Here is a 21,069-nt window from a genome sequence, read left to right as displayed (position 1 = left end):
TCTATTTCTTTTCGCAAATCAACATGGTGTGATATTCACCCAATTGGATGTCTTCTTTGAGTTTTAAACCAGCCTTGTCAATCAATTTCATAAAAACACTGGCCGGATACATTTTGCTGTTTCCGTTTGCAAGTACTGTAAAATATAGCGAAGTGGCCTCCAATATAAATTGTGAAGCGCGAAAGGCCTGTCTATCCGTAAAGGTTTCAACAATCACCAATTCGGCATCATCGTCCATGGAGTTTGCACAAATGCTCAACACTTTTACAATTTCTTCTTCAGAAAAACAATCCAAGAACTGGCACATCCAAATTAAGTCTGCCCCGCTTGGAATTTGTGGGTTTTCCGAAAGCCAATCAATGGGATGGCCAGAAATTCTATCTTTAAAACCATTGCTTTCGGCATTGGCCAAAGCCATGTTCAATTGGCCCGGTAAATCGACTATTTTCACATGTACCTCTTCATTGAAATTACAGCATTTAATAGAAAATTTGCCCGTATTTCCACCAATGTCGAAGAGAGTTTTCGGTTTTCTTTCAAATATTTTTTCCAAAGCTTCCCCGAAAATATCGTCAGAATAATGATGATCAAAATCAAACCAAGATTGCTGTTCCACGGGGTTTAGCTGCGAAAGACCCTCGTAAATTGTTTTCCATTGGCCCAGTTCTTTCAGCCCCTCGGGTTTTCCGTTTTTTATGGAATCGTTTAAATGAAACAGCCCTTTATAACAAACGTCGTTTGCAAAATTTAGGTTCACCCCAGCCGTGGTGTTGTAATTTAAAAAGTAACCTACTTTTGTAAGCTCGTATTGATTTTCCCCATTTTTGCTTACAATGTTTGAAGTTTCCGCAATTTCGAGCAGTACCCCTACGCCATAGGGAGTTATGGAAAGGTTTTTGGAAATTTCATCAACAGTTGGGCCTCCTTTTTCTCGCTGGTCAAAAATATAATCTAAGATCCCAAGTTTCCGAAGGGAAACAGAAGCTTGGAAAACAAAGGGCGCAAAGGCAATGCGGTGCGCTTCTTCCAAAGCTTCAACGGCATTCATTTTTTTAATTGGACTTGACATTTTATGGTTGGTTAGTTGTTTATTTTTCCAAAAATTACCGCTGTGTTGCAGCCTCCAAAACCTGAAGCAGTTTTCAAAAAAATCTGCAGGTTTTTGGGAGTATTATTTTTAATAATCGTTATTATTTTTGAGACCCCAAGGTCGGAAAATCCTTTGGAAGAAAAAAGAATATTTTTCTTCATAAAGTGCATTCCCACAATAGTTTCCAACAGCCCCGAAGCTCCCAAAGTGTGACCAAAATAGCCCTTTAAACTATTGAGCGGCACATTTTCCATTCCCAATCGGTTGAAGGCGATGGCCTCCATTTCATCGTTAAAAGGCGTGGCGGTGCCGTGTGCGGAAATATAATCTATTTGTGAAGCGCCCAAGTTTGCTTCTTTCAGCGCAGACTTTACACTTCTGAAAAGCCCTTCGCCCGTTCGCGACGGACCCGAAATATGGTTTGCGTCGTTGCAGGTTGCATCACCCAAAATTGCAACGGCTTCCTGCGATAGGTTCTTTTCGGAAGAAGTAACCAAGGCACTTGCGGCGACTTCGCCTAAATTAATTCCAACACGATTTTTATCATAAGGTTTACAAGGTTCTGCCGATAAAGCCTGAAACGAATTAAAGCCCGAAAGAATAAACTTCGTCACCAAATCGCCACTGGTTATAAAAACGTGGTCATATTTTCCTTCGGAAATAAAACTTTTTGCAACCGAAATAGCCAAAACGCCCGAAACACAAGCGTTTGAAAGTACAATTGCCTCATTTTTAAAACCGAAAAAGTTTTGGATTGTTTTTCCCAATTCACTTAAATAGGCGCGACTTTCGGGAAAATTGCTTTGCTTTTCAAGTACGTCAATATTTCCTTTTGTTGTCGAAATGATTAATCCAACTTTTTCATTTAACTGAATATCAGTTGCATCGACGACTTTTTTTAAGGAAAGAATCAGCATTTGCTCCAGTTTCGTATATTTTGAAGTATCGCCAATTTTATTGAATTCACTTTTTATCACTTCCGAAGAAATCATCGAGGCGCAAAACGGTTCGGGCAAAAGGGAAGCATCATCAAATTTTTCAAGGCCCGATTTTCCTTTGGAAATATTTTCAACTACGGTTTCGCTGTCAAAACCGAGATTGCTTAAAATATTGTTATGTGAAACGAAGGTTTTGGCCATTATTACAATCCCATTTTCTTTTTCCAATTTGCAAAAAACTCAGGTTTCGTCAACGAAAGTTCGCCCTGTTCATTTAAAAAAACCTGAATGGTTTCACCAAGACAGACCAATCTTCCCTTGGGGTCGAAAATGCGGTATTGAAAAATCATTTTTGCCGCCGGCGAGTCGATAAAAGTGGTCTTTATGGTTGCCACATCGCCGTAGCGCAACGGCAGCTTGTGTTCACAGGAAGACTTCACGATTGGGGAAGTATAGCCGTTCGCCTTTTGTTCCAAATACGAAATGCCGTGTTCGCGCCCAAAAGCCTCGCGGCCATCCTCAAAATACTGGATATAATTGCCGTGCCAAACAATTCCCAAAGGGTCTGTTTCGGTGAAACGCACCCGAATTTCTGATGTAAAACTTATTTCCTTTTTATTGTCAGACGGCATTTTTTCTTCGGTTATAGATTATTGCTATTACGATTGTGGTGAGGAAGAACAACAATAATAACGAAATTTCGGGAAGGATTTTAACAAAACTTACATTTCTTAAAAATACATCGTAAAACGCTTCCAAGCCCCAGTTCATCGGGGAAATTTTGGAAACAAACTGCATAAATTTCGGCATTACGAAAACGGGTACCCAAACGCCGCCGAGCGCCGCCAAAATAACCACCGAAGTGGCGCCAAACGGTGCTGCCTGTTCCTGTGTTTTTGCTACGGTGCCAATCAGCAACCCCAATCCTATCGCGGCAAGGCCCGAAAAAAGCGCGACTAAATATAGCATTAGCAACTTTCCGGAAACGTCAACTCCCGGGAGGCCGATGGCGGGAAAGAGAAAAATTCCCACGAGCAGCATCAACGTAAATTGAACGAGACAGACCGCGAGATAAACGATTGTTTTTCCGCCCAGAACGGTAGCATAACTCACCGGAGTGGTGCGCAAACGGACAAAAGTGCCTTGATTTTTTTCCTTTAAAAGATTGATTGAAAGCGGAACAATGATGAAAAAAATGGCAAACAGCGTCCACGCCGGAACGTTGTGCTGTGCTGAGTTCGGGATGATTTCTTCATTGTTTTTTGTGGGAAGAATTTCTTTAAAAGCAATAAAGCTTTCAGTTTCAAAAATAGATTCGGAATCGTCCTCGCCCAATTCCGTTTGAAACGCTTTGTAAATACTTTGGGTTTCAATTTCTGAAATCATTTTGTCGATGCCATTTTTCACGGAAGATTTAAAACTTACCTGCGTTGCGGGGTCAAAATACAAACGGACTTCCTTTTGCGGAATCGCTTCTTTTGCAACTGCCAAAGTATCTTCTTCCAACCCGAATTTTGATAAAATGCCTTCCACATTTTGATCCACTTTCTTTTGAAGCGAGGCCGAAAGATTCTCGGGAATTACGATGGCGAGTTGATATTTTCCTGAGAATACAGCCTCCTTTGCCTCTTCTTCGGAAGATTTCTGAAGAATTTCAAATGAATTGGATTCGGAAAGGTTTTCAATGATATTTTTTGAAACTTCGCCTTTGTCATTATCCACCAGGAGCACGGGGATTTTTATATCGCTAATGGTTTTGAAGGTGCTGTCCTGCACTAAAGTAATCACAATCAAAAGTAACAACGGCATTATAAAAAGAATCGCGATTCCGCCCAAATCGCGGATTAGCAAAAGCATTTCCTTATATGTAGAAGCCCAGAGTTTATGCATGGTTGCGAAGCGCTTTGCCGGTTTTTGCCAAAAATACTTCTTCAAGATTTTTGGCTTCGGGTTGGTTTTTTATCAATTCCGAAGGAACTCCTTTTACAATAATTTCACCGCGGTCAATAATGGCGACGTGGGTGCAGAAAAATTCGGCTTCATTTAAATGGTGGGAGGTGTAAACTATTGTGGTTCCTTGTTTATTTAACAGTTTTAAATGGTCAATAATTACGTTTTTGGATTGCACGTCCACGCCTACGGTTGGTTCGTCCAAAAAAAGCACTTTTGGTTGGTGGAGAATTCCGGCAATCAAGTTTACACGACGCTTCATTCCACCGGAAAACGTATCGGTTTTTTTATTTGCGAATTTTGAAAGTCCCATTATTTTTAGATGTTCGTTAATGGAGTTTTTTAAAATTTCGCCTTTAATTCCGTACATACTTCCGAAGTATTCCAAATTTTCAAAAGCGGTGAGCGTCGGGTAAAGTGCGTATTCCTGCGGAACGATACCAATTAACTGTTTCAATTGGTTTTTGTGTTCCTTAAAATTCAATCCGTTTATCGTGAAAGAACCCGAAGTGGGTTTCAGCAAAGAAGTAAGCATGGAAATAAGCGTGGTTTTTCCAGCGCCGTTTGGGCCGAGCAGCCCGTAGATTTCGCCTTCTTCAACTTTCAAATCAAGGTTTTTTACCGAAAAGTATTCGGCACCTTTGTATTTTTTTGAAAGTTGGTTTATTTCAATCATTGTCCCCCTAAATCCCCCAAAGAGGGACTTTTATCTTTTTTTTACTTTTACTATCCTTCCCCTATTAACAATTAACTCAATAACCATTAACTTCTTCACACCGCCCTTTTCAACTTCTTAAAAAACACCTTTTCCAAATCGGCAATATGGTCTAGCTGGTCAGCCACTTTGTTATAACTATCGGTTTGGGCGCTACGGTTTTTGTAGATTCTGGAAGCTTCCAAAGCAAAATCGCGCCATAAATCGCCTATCTCGGTCATTTCTTTTGAAAGTTCGATTAACTTTTCATTTCCTAAAAGTTTTCCGGCTTCCTGTAAAAATGCTGCGTAAATATAACGGAAGCCGCCGCCACCAGTACCTATTTCTTCCTGCATCCGCACTACTTGTCCTAAATAATGGTTTGCGGTTTTAATACCCTTTTTCTTTGGCCATTTTCTGATTAAACCAGCTATTTTGTGAATTCCTTTTACGCCAACAAATGAAACTGGCGCCAACATTGCCTTGCAGGTATCTTTAATTCCTTTTACGATTGCTTTTTCCAATTCCAGTTTTTCGGGAAAGGAAATTGGGTAATACATATGGCCTTTTGGCGCAAAAGCTCCTTTGGCGAAACGCACTTTTTCCAGTTCCTTTTCGGAAAGGGAAGTTACATCTTCCATAACTGGGTCGCTTATTAAATACCGATTGCCTTCTTTTCCATAAACCACCATATTGTGGGCGTTGAAATGGAAACGGTATTCATCGGGAAAGTAAACCAAATTATAAACGCCAACCTGCAACCCGACGGGATTGTTTTTTTCAAGATTTTCATCCAAACGTGCTTTTGCATCTTTTGGATTGCTGAATTTTTCGCGCTTCATTTTTACGCCCGTGCGCTTGGCGAATTTTTTAAAAATATGTCCCGGCAGTGCGCGATAAGTGATTACTGGCGCGTGGTTTACCTTCAGCAAAGGGATATAACAAAACAACAGCCCGCTCCCAATTCCAAAAACCATGGGTTCGCTAATGCTGAAACCGTTGTGCTTCATCAAGTTTGAAACAACGCCGTTTTCACAGTGTGCAGATTGGTGGTGGGTGAAGTCTATTATGGTTTCTGATTTCAAGTTTCTGGTTTTTCTATTGATACTGTGGATACTTTTGATTCTATGGATTCTATGGAAATTTATAAACTTTTAAACTCATAAACTTTTAAACTCATAAACTTTTAAACTCATAAACATATAAACTTATCGACCCATCGACTTCAATTCATCAATTGAAATGTCAAACGTTTCAGCATATTTGTTCAAAGTTTTATCGCTCAATTTTTTAAAAACCGAAGGCTTAAAGTGCCGTTTTACCTTCCATTGCCAAAAGCCAACGTAGCTTGCCAAAATGCCCACGTCCATTTTGTGGAGTTCCATATAATATTCTATGGGGCTGGTTTCGCCTGCAATTACACGGCTTTTTGCATCGGCAATGCGCTCTTTTATTTCCTCGATTGCATTGTTCAATGCTACGGTTTTTGGTTCCCAGCCTGTGCTGTTTTCGGTAGTGTATTCGCCATTTTCGTCAACGGCATAACAGAGTTCGCGGAAATTTGCGGATTCCAGATTGCTTTTGTCCTGTGGTACTTCTTTTTTCTTCATAATCAGACTTCATGGATTAAAAAATTCATGGTAGAAGATACAATTAATTTTTCAGCAACAAATGTGTGGGCTTCTAGGCTGCACATTGTCATTTCGCCTGTGTCGAATCTTGAAAGAAGTTTTGCTTTTGTAATGATCGTTTCGCCAACTTTTGGAAGTTGAAAAATCTCAACTTTTTTGATGGCGCTTATGTAACCAACCAGTTTGTTGCCTGTTCCTTCCAAATCATCTTTTTCAAAAAAAGTTTGCCCGACTACGCCCGAAGCGGCTTGGGCAGCGTTTTCAATCAGCCCGGTTTCAGAAAGTTCTCCGTTATCCAAAAAAACGCAATCTTCTGTAATGTGGAATTGGGTGGAAACCGAAGCGTCGTCAATTTCGAGCACTGAAGTAACCATAAGCATCGGCTCACGGTGCGGCAGAAAATTGGCAATGTCAATATTTGAAACGTCCTCAGCTTTCATTAATTGGCCAATACGGTTTTCATTTCGCTGGAGGCGATTACTTTTCCATTGCATTCGGTTTCGGCAGTTACCAAAGTTACGCCCATTATATCGTGCAGCACGTTTACCGTGGTTTTCAGTTCATTTCCAACAGAAGGGAGCTCAATGATTTCAGCTTTTTTTATTGCCCCGATATAGCCCAGGGGAGCATCTTCTTCCTTTAAAAAAAATTGATAGCCCGTGTAAAGTGCCACGGTCTGCGCCATATGCTCAATCAAACCCGGCGCGGTAAATTTATTGTTTTGCGTAAAAATGTTTTCTTCGGAAATGGTCAATCCCGCGATTACTTTTTTATCTTCAAAATGAAGCAGTTTGTCCACCATCACAAACGGCGCTTTCTGTGGAATCAATTTTCCGATGAAATCTTTGTCCGTTATTTTTTCGGTGAATTGATTCATTTAAACAACTGTTAAATAGGCGTACGAATATGCAAAACGCGCGCTTTCGGGTACTTGCAGAAATATTTTATCGCCCTTTTTCAGTTTTCCGGAATGTACCAATTCTTCAAGCATAAGATAGATGGAACCAGCGCCCACATTTCCAACTTTTTGAAGGTTCAAAAACCATTTTTCCCAAGGTAAATGTAGGCCTTGACGCTCAATTTCGTTATACAGATTTTCCTTGAAATAATAGGAAGAAATATGCGGCAGGTAGTAATCAATATCGTCTTCAGTGATGTTGTGCTTTGCCATGGCATCTTTCATGCTTTCCACCCCTTTTTGAAGGATGTTTTCACCCAACAATTTCACGTCCTGCTTCATCGCAAAAAGCGACATTTTTCCCCAAACATCTGCTGGATATTCGCTCCAAGGTTTTAGGCTGCCATCTTCAAGTTTGTCGCCACCGGCATACATACACGTTTCCAATTCGAAGGCGTAACTGTAACCTTCCATCCATTCAATCTTCAAAGGAGTTTCACCTTTGGGCTCACTCTCCAAAAGCATTGCGCCAGCTCCGTCTGAAAGCATCCACCGCAAAAATTCTTTGTTGAATGCCAAAATTGGGTTTTCATCAATTTGTTGCAAATGTGCCACTTCATCCTCAAAAATATCAGACTTCATCCAAGAAGAAGTTCTTTCGGAACCTGTACAGACCGCATTGTTAACCTGTTCAGATTTTATGGCCATGTAGCCGTATTTCAAAGCATTCATTCCACTGCAGCAAGCGCCGGAAGGGGAGTTTACTTCAAGATTTCCGTTCTTTAAAAAACCGTGTACCATGGCGGCGTGGCTCGGCAAAATCTGGTCTGGGCTGGAGGTGCCGCAGGACAGCAATTCAATATCGTTTTTGTTGAAAGTTTCATCACACAAAGCCTCAACCGCTTCCGCAGCAAGTTGTGCGTTGTTATGGGTTACGTTTCCATCTTTGTCGATGGCGTAATAACGTGTTTTTATTTGGTTGTTCCGAAGGATGATGCGGCGCGCTTTTGAGGTCTTTCCATTGATAACCCCAAGCTTTTCTTCCATGGCCTCGTTGTCCACGGGCTCGTTAGGCAAAAACTTCGCAATCCTTGTAATGTAAACGTTCTTCATTAATCTTGCTTTAATGCAACAGATGAATAATAGGCTTTGTCCCTTTGTATTTTACGGTACATTGGGATATAAGTGAGCAAAAATACAATAAATACTATTGGGGCTATAAGCCATATTGCAAATAACAAATAATATTTAAAATAAACGAGCCATTTCTTTCTTTCTTCGCCCTCTTTTTTGATTAAATGGTTCGCCCATTTTGTAAAAACCATATTTCCGCGAATATCGGTTGCTATTAGCGATGGGTCAACTTTTACGGCTCCCACGTCCAAAAGATTTTGCTGCAGATTTGAATATTCATTTTGAAGCAAAGCTTCTTTAATGGGAACTCCAAAACGGGAGGCTGCTTCAATATCTTTGTCCGACACTCCCGGTTTTGGGAAAATACCGAACATTTTAGTTTTTTTACCGCCCATAAGCCAATGCACGATTGTGATTACGCTGATGTGGTTCAGGTTACGGTCCACCAAAGCAATATTTCCGACCAATTTCGCGTGGTTCGCAATCAATAATTTCTTCACTTTTTCCTGCGCCATTATCCACATATTGCGGCTTGCGGAAACGGTTACCACCGGCGTATTTGCAAGCAATAATTTTGCCTCTTCAGATTTTAAAAACGAATTGATAGGGATGGAAGGCGTTAAATACCAAGTAGTGTAACCCAAAATAACCAAGTCGTATTTTTTTTGAAGAATTTCTGATGGAATCGCTTCCAAAGGTGTTGGGATTTGAAGAAAGGTTTCCGGGAAAGCACCGTAAAATTCTTCCTGTTTCCACGGAAAGGGGAATTTTTTCTTCGGAATTATTTCGCAATAGGATATGTTAACTTTTTCAACTGAAATCGTTGAAGCAATATTCTTCAGAATATCAAAAAGCTGCCCGGTTTGGGAATAATAAATTATAAGTACTTCCTTCATTTCTTAATCGTCCGTTTCCCAAAAATCAAAATAGTTGAACCATTGCAACGGATATTTTTTCAGCATCCATTCCACACTTTCGGTATATTTTTTCAGCAATCCTTGTGCATCGCGGTTCTTTACTTCCGCTTGACGGGCGTATAAATGATAGTGCTTATTGGTTTCCTTCATTACATAAACGAACAAAACCGGCACGTTCAGCCTACTGGCCAATAAAAATGGGCCGGCGGGAAAATTTGCTTCTTTTCCCATCAACGATTCCGTCAATACTTTTTGGCCTTTCATATATCTATCGCCTGTAAAACAGACCAATTCGCCATTGCTGAGGGCATTGTTTATTTCAAAAATATGCGACATATCCTCTTTCACCAAGATAAACTTTACATTGGAACGCATGGTTACTTTTTCCATATATTCCTTGATGTTTTTATGTTCGGCATCGGTGGTTACAAGGCTTATTTGCGATCGGGTATCAATTTCCTCAAAAAAGAATTCGGCGATTTCAAAATTGCCAACGTGGGCACTTATCATAATGCCACCTTGCTTTTTGTCGAGAAGCTCTATAATATTGTCAACTCCGTCACATTCATGGGTAAATCTGTTTTGCAGACCAGAAGAGATTGCGGCCTTGTCAATAATGGTCTTGCCAAAAACATAATAACTTTTGTAAATGCTGAAAACACTCTTAGTCCAAGAATATTTCAATCTTTTACGAAAGTAGTAAAATATGGATCGGGTGCTTCTTCCGGCGAAGAATACGTAATAAAGAGCAACGAAATAAAGCAGTCCGTATGCAGCGCGAACACCTAATTTTCTGATAAAAAATATAAAGATTTTATACCCTAAAACGGTTCCTTTGCTTTTGCCTTCCCACTCGCCCGCCATAAATAGTTATTGCAAATTTCAGCTGATTTTTGTTTCAATCAGGTCGTAAAAATCTTGAAGTGTAATAACATTAAGGAAATCCTCACCAGTCAATTTCACGCCAAAATTGGCCTCAATGGCAACTACCAAATCCACAAAATCCAAGCTGTCCAGCTCCAAAGTTTCCTTTAGATTGGCCCTTGGTTCAATGTCTTCGGTCTCTACCTCAAACTCATCTACCAAAAAGTAGTTTATCTTCTCAACTATAACTTCTTTATTCATTTCTAATGTGTGCATTTTTTAATTATCAATGCGGAATTGGTTCCCCCAAACCCGAAAGAATTGGACAAAAATACATCAATTTTTCTATTTAACGTTTTGTTAACAAGGTTTAATTTTGAAGCCGCCTCATCCGGCGTTTCAAGATTGATATTTGGCGCTATGAAGGAGTGTTCCATCATAAGCATGGAATAAATAACCTCGCTCGCGCCTGCCATCCAACATTCGTGGCCGGTCATGGATTTTGTGGAACTCACATAGGGTCCGTTTTCCCCAAAAACATCCGTAATTGCGAGCGCCTCATTTGCGTCGCCAACTGGTGTTGAAGTTGCGTGTGCATTTACGTAATCAATTTCCGAAGCCTGGATATTTGCCTGTTCCAAAGCCATTTTCATCGCTCGGGCAGGGCCGTCAACATTTGGGGTTGAAATATGGTCGCCGTTTGAAGAAAAACCGTAACCAATAATTTCGCCCAAAATTGGCGCGCCTCTTTTTACAGCGCTTTCGTAACTCTCAATAATTAAAGTTGCCGCGCCACCGCTGGGAACCAACCCATCGCGGTCTTTATCGAATGGGCGGCAGGCTTTTGTGGGATCTGCCTGTGTAGAAAAAACGCCCAACCCGTCAAAACTGCCCATTGCCAGTTCATTAATCTCTTGGGCTCCGCCGGAAATGATACATTCCTGTAACCCGTTTTTTATAAGAAAATAGGCCATTCCGATGGAATGTGAGCCACTCGCGCAGGCCGCACTGATTGTAAAATTGATGCCTCGCAATTTAAAAATGGTGGAAAGGTTCATCGTAACGGACGAGTTCATCGCCTTAAAAATTGCGCCCGAACCCACCAACGTTGTATCTTTCTTTTCGCGAATTTTATCAACCGATTCTATGACCGATTTTGCGGTGCTGTCATTTCCGTAAAGAATGCCCACTTCATTTTCATCCAGAAATTGCTGGTCTATTTTAGCGTTTTTCAAGGCTTCAATAGTTGCGGCATAGGCGTAGGCGCCTTCTTCACCTAGACTGACGCGTTCCCTGCGGGAAAGTTGTTCCTTCAAATTGGGTTCTTCCACCCAACCCGTTAAACAGGAACGATAGCCGAAATCCTTCCGCTTTTCGTCGCAAATAATTCCAGATTTTCCTTCATAAAGCGATTGCCTCACTTCCTGCAGGTTTTTGCCTATGCAGGAATAGATGCCCATTCCGGTTATTACTACTCTTCTCATTTTTTGAATACTCAAATTTTACCCTTTAAATAAGTTTCAGGACTTAGAACTGCCAACTCGCTTTTCTTATAATCTTTTATATTTCGTGTCAAAATTATATCAATATCACCTTTTTCAATTGCCGAGAAATTTTGTAATGCATCCTCAAAATCCTTAAAATCAGAGTTTAAAGCGTTTATGACAACTGTTTTGTTCATTTGCAGTATATCTATTATTACTAAAAGTTGTTTTATTTTTTCGACTACTAGCTCATTCTTTGCCGTTTTTTTAAGGAGATAATATACATTGCCAATTATTACAGGAGTTGTAAAACCACCAATCTTATTTTTTAAACAAAGATTTAGTACCTCGGCCGAATGTGTAGCAAAAGGTTCTCTGTCAAAAAAGAAATCTAAAATAACATCAGCAGCCAAAAGTACTTTATCCATTTATAAATACTTTTCTTCCCGAATCTTTTGGAGCTCCTTTTTGTAATCCATATCCGCAGGCATTTTGAAAGAGCCCTTTAAGGAAGATACAACTGAATCCAACTTTTTACTTTTGGGGTTATGTTCTTCTTTAGTAACCAATTTTAGATAATTTTCAATAATGTCTGAAAGGCTTCGATTTTTTGCTTTAGCATATTTTTTTGCCTTCTCAATTACATCTTGTTGAATTGTCAATGTGAGCTTGGTGTTCATAACATATAAGTGTAATAAGTACAAAAATACGTATTAATTTCAAACATTTTACACGTGCTGATTGTAAGTTATTCAGTATTATGAATAAATTCCTCCATTAATATTAATAATTTCCCCGGTAATATAGGAAGTTTTCGGCGAGGCCAAAAAGCTCACCACGTGGGCCACTTCCTCAGCTTCGCCAAAACGGTTGGCCGGGATCATTTTCTTAAGTTCCTTTTCGTCAAGTTCGGCGGTCATATCGCTTTTTATAAAACCGGGGGCTACTGCGTTTACGGTTATGTTCCGTTTTGCAACTTCCTGTGCCAAGGCTTTTGTGGCGCCGATAACCGCTCCTTTTGCCGCGGAATAATTTACCTGTCCGGGCGTTCCTTTTAATCCCGAAACCGAAACCATATTGATAATGCGGCCATACTTGTTGACAAGCAATTTTTGGATCAAAGCATTGGTAATATTGTAAAAACCATTCAAACTGGTGTTTATTACGCTGTGCCAATCTTCGGGTTTCATCCACATGAACATGCCGTCTTTGGTGATTCCGGCATTGTTTATAATTACTTCAATAATAGCGTCTTTGTTAGCTTCATGCCATACGTCAAATGCCTTATTAACAGCTTCGGCATCGGTAACGTCAAACTGGATTATTTCGCCCTTACCGCCGAGCGCCTCAACTTCCTTTAGAGTTTGTTGGGCCGCATCTTTGTTGCCGTTGTAATTTATAAGGAGATTGTATTCCAAATCTTTCGCCAATTGAATACAAACTGCGCGGCCAATACCTCGCGAACCTCCTGTTACTAATGCGTATTTTTGTTTCGTTTTTTTATCTTCCATTTAATTTTTTCTCACAACTTTTTACTGCTAACTGCTTCTTCCCACTGAATACTCTTTTATATTCTATTTCGAAGTATCCACAAACACCTCGGCGTTTTGGTGCCATTTGCCAACCACTTGACCTTTTTCATCTATAAAACCCCATTCCTTGTTTTTCTTTACACGGGCAAGACCATTTTGAAATCCTTTTTCGGAACCGCTTTGCAAAAAGCCGAACATGCCAATTGAAATGTCATACTCCATAGGAATTATAAGCTTTCCAGATTTATCGATAAAACCCCAAAGTTTTTTCTCTTTTACTGGAGCCAGACCATTATCTGCAAAAATCTCGGCGTCTCTGTATTTAGCGTCGATCACTTTTTCACCTTTTTCATTAATAAAGCCCCATTCCTTCCCTAGATTTACAGGAGCAAGTCCAGCATTAAATGCACGTACTTTATCATAAGCAGGCTGTATTACCCATTCTCCCTTCGCATTAATGAAACCCATTTTTTTATTGCTTCGGGCGTAGGTTAGCGAGGAATCATTGGTAAAATCCCAAATTTTGTCTACCCCGCTGATTGGGGTAAATGTTCCGTTAACGAGCACGCCAAAACTGTCGCCTTTTCGTGCCCAAATACCGTTTTTACTGTAATCGCCTATTTCATCATATTCTGCGGGTACAAATACCTCGCCTTTTTTGCTCAGCAATCCCCAAGTTTCACCATTCTTGAATTTTGCATAACCATTGTTGAAGCCTTTTATTTCATCATATTTAGGCTCCAAAATTGTTTTTCCGCTGGTATCCATCAAACCTATTTTTTCACCGCTGCGGATAATGGCAACACCGTCGTCAAAATCATAGTATTTATCGGTTGCGGGAGTGCTTAGGGTCTCGCCCTTGGCGTTAATGTACTTCCACTGTTTATCCAATTCTACCAACGCATAGCCAGAATTAAAAGCTTTTACGCGGTCGTATTGCGGCTGGATAACCCATTCGCCGGAGGTATTGATAAAACCCCATTTTTTGTCTTTCATAGCAGCGGCAAGTTTCCCTGAAAAACTATCTGCCTTTTCAAATTGTGGCTGGATGGCGTACTCACCCGTTTTGTTGATGTAGCCGAACAAATCATTGTCGCGCACCAAAGCAAGTTCCTGTGCAAAAGTTGCTGTAGCGCCCATTAAAAGAATAAGTGTGAAGGAAAAAATTGTTTTCATAATTATATAATTTTTTGAGTTAGTTGAGGAGAGTCGAACAATTTACAAAATTATTCCGTTCTTATTTTGAAGAATCCATCAAAAATTCTTTCACTTTATTGACATACGGATACATTGCGACATCTTCCTTAAAAACTGGGACGATGGCACGAATTTCATCATACATTTTTTTGGTTTCGGAAGAAACGCTGTCCTGCACCTTCAAATATTCAATGGCTTGGACGATGGTTATTAGCTCTATTGCAACCACTTCAAAAGCATTTTCAATCACTTTTTTTGTAATAAGCGCCGCATTGGTGCCCATACTTACAATGTCCTGATTGTCATTGTTGTTCGGGATGCTATGCACATACATGGGGTTGCTAAGCATTTGGCTTTCGGCGGTTGTGGAAGTAGCTGTAAATTGAACGCCCTGCATTCCAAAATTTAGCCCAAGTTTTCCCAAATTCACAAAAGGCGGAAGTATATCGTTCAATTTTGAATTCAATAAATAGTTCAATTGACGCTCGGCAAGCATCGTCATTTTTGCAACTACAATTTTCAGCTTGTCCATTTCAAGGGAAACATAATCGCCGTGAAAGTTTCCGCCGTGATATACATTTCGTTTTTCAACATCCACGATCGGGTTGTCGTTTGCTGAATTTACTTCTTCAATCAATATTTTTTCAACGGAATTGAGCGTGTCCAAAACAGGTCCCAAAATTTGTGGTACGCAGCGAAGCGAGTAATATTCCTGTACTTTTTCAACAAACACCTCTTCGTTTTTTGAACCGTTGTACAAATGGTGTTCGCGCTTGCGGGTAAGATTACTGTCCTTTAAATGACTGCGCATCATTTCGGCAATTTGGCGCTGGCCCTTGTGTTTTTTGGTTTCGTTCAATTCAAAAGAAAGATGGTCGTCATATGCTTTTACAATTTCATTTATGGCAGATGAAGCTTTAATCATCCAATCCATAATTCGTTTTGTGTAAAGCACGTTTACAACGCCAATTCCCGTCATTACTGACGTTCCGTTCATTAAAGCCAATCCTTCGCGCAGCTCCACTTTTATGGGTTGAAGGTTTTCAATTTTGAAAACTTCTTCCGTATTCCTGCGCTCTCCTTTATAAAAAACTTCGCCTTCACCAATCAACACCAACGCCAAATGGGCAAGTTGGACCAAATCGCCGCTGGCACCAACGCCACCGTGTTCATATATAAGTGGAATAATATTTTTGTTGAGCAATTCGCCCATCAATTTAATGACGGAAGGGTGAACGCCACTGTTTCCAAGGCTTAGCGTGTTCATGCGCGCAAGCATAGCCGCACGGACGTATTGTGCCGGAATAGCATTTCCAGTTCCCGAAGCATGACTGCGGATAAGGTTGTACTGCAACTGGATGCGCTCGTCGTCCTTTATTTTGTACTGCGCCATCGGGCCGAAACCTGTATTGACCCCGTAAATAATTTTATTTTCAGAAAATTCTTTCAGAAAGTCGAAACTGTTTTGAACTCTTTCTATTATATCTTTGTGAAGTTGGACGGCTTCGTTTTTGAAAATGATTTTATCAAAATCGGCTGTTTCCAGTTTTCCTTGTAATGTTGGCATTTATAGTTGAATCAATTGATTTATTAACTTTTCGGTCTTAAATAATTTGGTAACTTTAGAATGCAAATTTAGAATTTTTTAACAATCTATATCTTAATAATATGAATGATATTGCTGTTGATGTGTTAATTATTGGCGCAGGACCTTCTGGCTGTGTTGCTTCTTCCTACTTAAAAAACAACGGAATAAGTTCCAAAGTGGTTGAAAAAAGTAAATTTCCGCGCTTCGTGATTGGCGAAAGTCTGTTGCCGCGCTGTATGGACCATTTTGAGGAAACTGGACTTTTGGATTGTTTGATGGAACAGCAATTTGAAATTAAGGCAGGAGCCCGATTTTTGAAGGATGATATTGTGTGCAATTTCGATTTTTCGAAAAAACACACCCCGGGCTGGGATTATACTTGGCAGGTTCCGCGGGCAGATTTTGACCATACGCTTGCCAAAGAAATAGTGAAAAAAGGTGTGGATGTTTCCTTCGGCCACCAAGTTACTGCTGTGGAATTTGACGAAAACGGCCATTCCACAACAACCGTTAAAACCGAAGAAGGAAAGGAATACAAGATCCGCGCAAAGTTTATTATTGATAGTAGTGGTTACGGCAGGGTTTTGCCTCGACTGCTGGATTTGGACAAGCCTTCTACCCTTGAAGCAAATTCCGCAATCTTCACACATGTAAAAGAAACCGAACGCCCCGAAGGTGTAGAGGGAACGCTTATTACCTTTGATGTGGTGAAAGATGAAGTTTGGCTTTGGGTCATTCCTTTTTCAAACGGAAATACGAGCATTGGCTTTGTAGGACCAACGGAGTTTATTGAATCTTTTAAAGGGACAAATGCTGAAAAGCTTAAGGAAATGCTGAAAATTTCCGACTATTATTACGATAGGCTAAAAGATTTGGACTTCCTTTTTGAGCCACATATTATCAAAAATTATTCAAAAGCCGTAAAACAACTTTACGGAAAAGGTTATGCCCTTACGGGAAATAGCGCCGAATTTTTGGACCCCGTATTCTCCTCGGGCGTTACGTTTGCAACAGAATCGGGCGTGAAAGCTGCCAAACTAATAACCAAAGAATTAAATGGCGAAAAAGTGGATTGGGAACAGGATTACACGGGCTATATAATGAAAGGCGTTGATGTTTTTAGAACGTACGTTAGCGAATGGTACACCGGCAATCTTCAGAAAATATTTTTCCACCGCCCCGAAAATCCTGTGATCAAAGAACAGATTTGCGCTGTGCTTGCTGGTTATGTTTGGGATGAGACCAATCCGTTCGTAAAAAACCACAACCGTCTTGTAAAAACGGTTGCGAAGGTTATTGATATGGAAAATGAACGGGCATTGTTGTAATTGTAGAATTAAAGCATGCCATAATTCTAAATTACCACCACCGAAATTAAATCAATAACGGTTGTTTAAAAATGAAAAATCCCAATTTCGAAAAATTGGGATTTTTTCTGTTGGCCCGTTAGGGCTCCCTTCGGCTTCGCTCAGGGTAAACTTCTCGACTTAAATATTTTGGAATAAAAAAAGTCCCAATCTAAAAAAGACTGAGACTTTTGTTGGCCCACTAGGGCTCGAACCTAGACTCTTCTGGACCAAAACCAGACGTGTTGCCAGTTACACCATGGGCCAATTCCATAATGAGGGGCAAATTTAATACAAACTTTGTGTTGTGCAAATATTTTATCGCAAAAAATAATTCGAATTTTTCAAACTGTGTCTTTGGCAAAAATATCAAAGCAGATTGTACGTTACCTCAATTACATACTTGGGGCTATCTATATTATTAGTAAATTCGTCCCATAAAATTTTTTAAGCGCTTATGGGTTCTTTTAACTTTACAAAATGGAATAAAATCACGGGTTGGCTTGTCTTTGCCATTGCACTGACAACATATTGGTTAACCGTGGAGCCTACCGCCAGTTTTTGGGATGCGGGCGAATATATTACCACCGCCAGTAACTTAGAGGTAGGCCACCCTCCGGGAGCACCACTCTATCAATTGCTCGGCGCTTTTTTCTCCATTTTTGCCGCAGAAGCTTCGCAAATTGCGCTTACCATTAACTTAATGTCTGTTTTCGCCAGCGCATTTACCATATTATTTATGTTTTGGTCGTTAACAATACTGTTAACCAATTTGGTTTCCAAACATAATGAAATAGAAAAAACTGGTGCCATTGCAATCATTGGAAGTGCTGCCGTGGGCTCGTTGGCATTTGCGTTTACCGATAGCTTTTGGTTCAATGCCGTAGAGGCCGAAGTTTACGCCAGTGCGGCCTTTTTAATGTCGGTTCTGTTTTACACCGCCCTCCGCTGGGAGCGCGAAATGCTGGAACCGCGCGGGAACCGCTGGGTTATTTTAATCGCCTTTATCGTTGGGCTTTCTTTCGGGGTGCACTTTATGGCCCTACTTACCATTCCCGCGATTGGGTTTTTGTATTTCTTCAAACATTATAAAACCGTTACGGTAAAAAACTTTATCATAGCCAATATTGTTACCGTGGCCATCCTGCTCTTCATCTTCAAGCTTTTACTGCCCATGACGATGAAATTTTTCAGTGCCTCGGAACTGTTCTTCGTAAATACCATCGGCCTTCCGTTTAACTCGGGGACCATTTTTGCCGCACTACTTTTTATTGTGCTTTTTGTTTATGGACTTCGAGCCACCCGAAAAAAGGGATTTGTGCAATTAAATACGCTTTTGCTGTGCGTACTGTTTATATTCATTGGGTTTTCAAGCTGGTTGATGCTGCCCATTCGCGCAAATGCGGGGACCGTAATTAACGAAAACAACCCAAACAACGCGCGGGAACTTTTGGCGTATTACAACCGTGAGCAGTATCCCGAAACCCATCTTTTTTATGGCCCTCTTTTCACCGAAACCTATGTTGGGCTGGACAAGGACAACCCCTATAAAGATGAAAAGCCGAAATACGAAAAAGATGAGGCTACCGGCAAATACGTTATCGTAAACAATTATAAAAACGCCGGACAGAACACCGATGATTCGCAGAAAGCCTTTATGCCCCGTATGTGGAGCACGGAGCATAATGCCAACTATATGGAATTCACGGGCGGATTGGATTTTTCAGTTAAAAGTGAATTTTTAAATGAGCCCCGACTCGTGGAGGAAGTAAACAAGTTTAAGCAAGCCTATAACCAAGGTTTGGTTGATAAGAGCGATTACGACAAGTTTCTGAAGAATTTTGGACAATATATAGACATCCAAAAACCTTCCTTTTTTCAGAATATGAGATTTATGCTCGAGTTTCAGTTTGGCTATATGTATTGGCGCTATTTTATGTGGAATTTCACAGGAAGGCAAGACGATGTCCAGGGCCAATACACCGATATGCACGGCAACTGGATAAGCGGCATCAAATTTATAGACGAACTCCGGTTGGGCAATCAAGACCACCTCACTACCGATATGAAAGAAAACAAGGCGCGGAACACCTACTTCTTTCTGCCGCTGATATTAGGAATCATAGGCTTGGTATTTCACTTTAAAAATGACCAAAAAAGTTTTTGGGTCTTGCTCGTATTCTTCCTTTTTACGGGATTGGCGCTGAAAGTTTATTTGAATGAAAGACCCTTTGAGCCTCGCGAGCGCGATTATGCGCTGGTGGGAAGTTTTTACGTATTTGCCATGTGGATCGGATACGGAGTGTATGCCCTTTTTGACCTCGCAAAAGGATACTTAAAACCGAAAATAGCATTGCCCGTTGTACTAGTAATTACCACTTTGGCGGCGCCGGTTTTGCTCGCCACCCAAAACTGGGACGACCACGACCGAAGCAACCGTTACACCGCACAGAGTATGGCCAAAATGTACCTGGACTCCTGTGATAAAAACGCCATATTATTTACCATTGGCGACAATGATACTTTTGCGCTTTGGTATGCCCAAAACATTGAAGGCTACCGCCAGGATGTACGCGTGGTAAACACCAGTTTGTTCCAAACCGATTGGTATATTGACGATATGAAGAAAAAAGCGTTTACCAGCGACCCAATACCTTCGCAATTAACGCATGACAAATACCGCTGGGGAACGCGCGATTATCTATTTTATCAACAGACCAACAAAGACACCATTGACATCAAAACCTGGATGAATTTTGTGGCCAGCGACAGTCCCGCCACGCAAGTGGAGTTGCAAAACGGGCAAATGGTAAATACATTTCCTTCAAAAGTAATCCGCATTCCTGTGGATAAGGAAACTGTATTAGAAAATGGAATTGTCGATCCAAAAGATGCCGATAAGATTGTTCCTTATATAGATATAAATCTAAAAGGCGATGTTATCTATAAAAACCGCATGATGATGCTGGACATTATTGCCAACAATAATTGGGAGCGTCCTATTTACTTTAGCGGTGGCAGTTTTGGCGATGATGATTATTTGTGGATGAAAGATTATCTTCAACTGGATGGCGTGGTCTATAAATTGGTTCCTATAAAAACCCCGTTAAACAAAAGAAGCCCATTTGATATGGGTAGAATTGACACCGAAAAAATGTACAATATTGTCATGGACTGGGATTGGGGCAATAGCGGTAGCCCAGACATTTACCACGATACCGAAACGCGAAGAAACGGTATTACCTACCGAAGCAATCTTGCGCGCCTTGCAGAAGCACTAATCAACGAAGGAAAGAATGACAAGGCAGAAAAAATCCTCGATCTGGCAATGGAGAAAATGCCTATTAAGTATTTTGAATACTACTCCCTGCTGGAACCCTTCGTTATAGGTTATTATGAACTGGACAAGCCTGAAAAAGCCCGAAAAGTGTACGAGGATGTTTCCAAAAAATACCAAGAAAATCTGGAATATTACAACAGTCTGAAGTTTAATAAACAGCGTGCCCTGGCACAAGATATTATAAGCGATATGGAACGCTACCGAAGTTTGGTGCAATTGGTGGTGGTTTATGATGAAGAGCAGTACGGCAGAGCCGAGGCCAAGGAATTTAATGATTATTTAAAACGCTTCCGCCATTTCTACTCTCCCGATGAGGCTATGGATTTGGACAAAGATATTGAGAGGGATTCCACTATAGAAATTCCGGTAGACTCATCCCTTATTGATCAAATGGAACTTGAACCAACCAAGCAAGTAGATGAAAATGTACCGATAAACTAGAACGTTTTGAATTTTAATTTCGTCA

General features: G+C 40.5%; 21 protein-coding genes and 1 tRNA gene. 2 read left to right on the top strand and 20 right to left on the bottom strand.

Translation table 11 applies throughout. From position 1 onward, the window contains the following. Position 1: 1 nt before the first annotated feature. From MB09_RS00795 to MB09_RS00705, 19 genes are all read right to left on the bottom strand, one after another. A complete protein-coding gene (locus MB09_RS00795) occupies positions 2–1,048 on the bottom strand; it encodes a methyltransferase (RefSeq protein WP_240484789.1) in 1,047 nt (348 codons plus the stop codon). Positions 1,049–1,080: 32 nt separating this feature from the next. Further along, positions 1,081–2,229 carry a beta-ketoacyl synthase N-terminal-like domain-containing protein gene (locus MB09_RS00790; protein WP_045079319.1) on the bottom strand — a complete coding sequence of 383 codons (1,149 nt, stop codon included), beginning with the start codon at positions 2,227–2,229 and terminating at the stop codon, positions 1,081–1,083. A gap of 2 nt (positions 2,230–2,231) precedes the next feature. Then, positions 2,232–2,660, bottom strand: coding sequence for an acyl-CoA thioesterase (locus tag MB09_RS00785; protein ID WP_045078960.1), 429 nt, complete (start codon positions 2,658–2,660; stop codon positions 2,232–2,234). Continuing rightward, positions 2,650–3,918 carry an ABC transporter permease gene (locus MB09_RS00780; RefSeq protein ID WP_045078959.1) on the bottom strand — a complete coding sequence of 423 codons (1,269 nt, stop codon included), beginning with the start codon at positions 3,916–3,918 and terminating at the stop codon, positions 2,650–2,652. The genes MB09_RS00785 and MB09_RS00780 overlap by 11 nt, the downstream gene beginning before the upstream one ends. Beyond that, positions 3,911–4,654 carry an ABC transporter ATP-binding protein gene (locus MB09_RS00775; protein ID WP_045078958.1) on the bottom strand — a complete coding sequence of 248 codons (744 nt, stop codon included), beginning with the start codon at positions 4,652–4,654 and terminating at the stop codon, positions 3,911–3,913. Before MB09_RS00775 ends, MB09_RS00780 begins: the two co-directional genes overlap by 8 nt. A gap of 95 nt (positions 4,655–4,749) precedes the next feature. After that, the gene (locus MB09_RS00770; RefSeq protein WP_240484788.1) at positions 4,750–5,757 is read right to left on the bottom strand and encodes a BtrH N-terminal domain-containing protein; all 1,008 of its coding nucleotides are present in this window, start codon (positions 5,755–5,757) and stop codon (positions 4,750–4,752) included. A 123-nt stretch (positions 5,758–5,880) separates the two neighbouring features. Next, positions 5,881–6,282, bottom strand: a complete 402-nt coding sequence (locus tag MB09_RS00765) for a hypothetical protein (RefSeq protein WP_045078957.1) — start codon at positions 6,280–6,282, stop codon at positions 5,881–5,883. A gap of 2 nt (positions 6,283–6,284) precedes the next feature. Then, positions 6,285–6,743, bottom strand: a complete 459-nt coding sequence (locus MB09_RS00760; protein WP_045078956.1) for an ABC transporter permease — start codon at positions 6,741–6,743, stop codon at positions 6,285–6,287. Further along, positions 6,743–7,180 (bottom strand): hypothetical protein, encoded by a 438-nt coding sequence (locus MB09_RS00755; RefSeq protein ID WP_045078955.1) that lies wholly within the window; start codon positions 7,178–7,180, stop codon positions 6,743–6,745. Before MB09_RS00755 ends, MB09_RS00760 begins: the two co-directional genes overlap by 1 nt. After that, positions 7,181–8,314 (bottom strand): beta-ketoacyl-ACP synthase III, encoded by a 1,134-nt coding sequence (locus MB09_RS00750; RefSeq protein WP_045078954.1) that lies wholly within the window; start codon positions 8,312–8,314, stop codon positions 7,181–7,183. Further along, positions 8,314–9,231 carry a flavodoxin family protein gene (locus MB09_RS00745; RefSeq protein ID WP_045078953.1) on the bottom strand — a complete coding sequence of 306 codons (918 nt, stop codon included), beginning with the start codon at positions 9,229–9,231 and terminating at the stop codon, positions 8,314–8,316. The genes MB09_RS00750 and MB09_RS00745 overlap by 1 nt, the downstream gene beginning before the upstream one ends. 3 nt (positions 9,232–9,234) lie before the next feature. After that, positions 9,235–10,116 (bottom strand): LpxL/LpxP family acyltransferase, encoded by an 882-nt coding sequence (locus MB09_RS00740; RefSeq protein ID WP_045078952.1) that lies wholly within the window; start codon positions 10,114–10,116, stop codon positions 9,235–9,237. A gap of 18 nt (positions 10,117–10,134) precedes the next feature. Further along, the gene (locus MB09_RS00735; RefSeq protein ID WP_045079317.1) at positions 10,135–10,377 is read right to left on the bottom strand and encodes an acyl carrier protein; all 243 of its coding nucleotides are present in this window, start codon (positions 10,375–10,377) and stop codon (positions 10,135–10,137) included. 2 nt (positions 10,378–10,379) lie between these two features. Further along, positions 10,380–11,600 carry a beta-ketoacyl-[acyl-carrier-protein] synthase family protein gene (locus MB09_RS00730; RefSeq protein ID WP_045078951.1) on the bottom strand — a complete coding sequence of 407 codons (1,221 nt, stop codon included), beginning with the start codon at positions 11,598–11,600 and terminating at the stop codon, positions 10,380–10,382. A gap of 11 nt (positions 11,601–11,611) precedes the next feature. Beyond that, a complete protein-coding gene (locus MB09_RS00725) occupies positions 11,612–12,028 on the bottom strand; it encodes a PIN domain-containing protein (RefSeq protein WP_045078950.1) in 417 nt (138 codons plus the stop codon). Then, positions 12,029–12,280, bottom strand: a complete 252-nt coding sequence (locus tag MB09_RS00720; protein WP_045078949.1) for a DUF6364 family protein — start codon at positions 12,278–12,280, stop codon at positions 12,029–12,031. Between the two features lie 78 nt (positions 12,281–12,358). Then, positions 12,359–13,111 carry a 3-oxoacyl-ACP reductase FabG gene (fabG, locus tag MB09_RS00715; RefSeq protein WP_045078948.1) on the bottom strand — a complete coding sequence of 251 codons (753 nt, stop codon included), beginning with the start codon at positions 13,109–13,111 and terminating at the stop codon, positions 12,359–12,361. Between the two features lie 63 nt (positions 13,112–13,174). Then, positions 13,175–14,308 (bottom strand): WG repeat-containing protein, encoded by a 1,134-nt coding sequence (locus MB09_RS00710; RefSeq protein ID WP_045078947.1) that lies wholly within the window; start codon positions 14,306–14,308, stop codon positions 13,175–13,177. Positions 14,309–14,369: 61 nt separating this feature from the next. Continuing rightward, complete coding sequence (locus tag MB09_RS00705; RefSeq protein WP_045078946.1) at positions 14,370–15,896, bottom strand: HAL/PAL/TAL family ammonia-lyase; 1,527 nt, start codon at positions 15,894–15,896, stop codon at positions 14,370–14,372. A gap of 101 nt (positions 15,897–15,997) precedes the next feature. Here MB09_RS00705 and MB09_RS00700 point away from each other — a divergent pair, with 101 nt between their 5' ends. Beyond that, entirely contained in the window at positions 15,998–17,245 is a 1,248-nt protein-coding gene (locus MB09_RS00700; protein WP_045078945.1) for an NAD(P)/FAD-dependent oxidoreductase, read from the top strand. Between the two features lie 212 nt (positions 17,246–17,457). Here MB09_RS00700 and MB09_RS00695 read toward each other — a convergent pair. Next, positions 17,458–17,530, bottom strand: a tRNA-Gln gene (locus MB09_RS00695). A 190-nt stretch (positions 17,531–17,720) separates the two neighbouring features. Between MB09_RS00695 and MB09_RS00690 the strand changes: the two genes are divergently transcribed. Next, positions 17,721–21,044, top strand: a complete 3,324-nt coding sequence (locus MB09_RS00690) for a glycosyltransferase family 117 protein (protein ID WP_045078944.1) — start codon at positions 17,721–17,723, stop codon at positions 21,042–21,044. The last annotated feature ends 25 nt before the right edge of the window (positions 21,045–21,069 follow it).

Origin of the sequence: Aequorivita vladivostokensis (assembly GCF_000952855.1) — a bacterium.
GTDB lineage: Bacteria > Bacteroidota > Bacteroidia > Flavobacteriales > Flavobacteriaceae > Aequorivita > Aequorivita vladivostokensis.
Note: the sequence above shows the minus strand (reverse complement) of the source record. Positions and strands in the feature narration are given on the sequence as shown.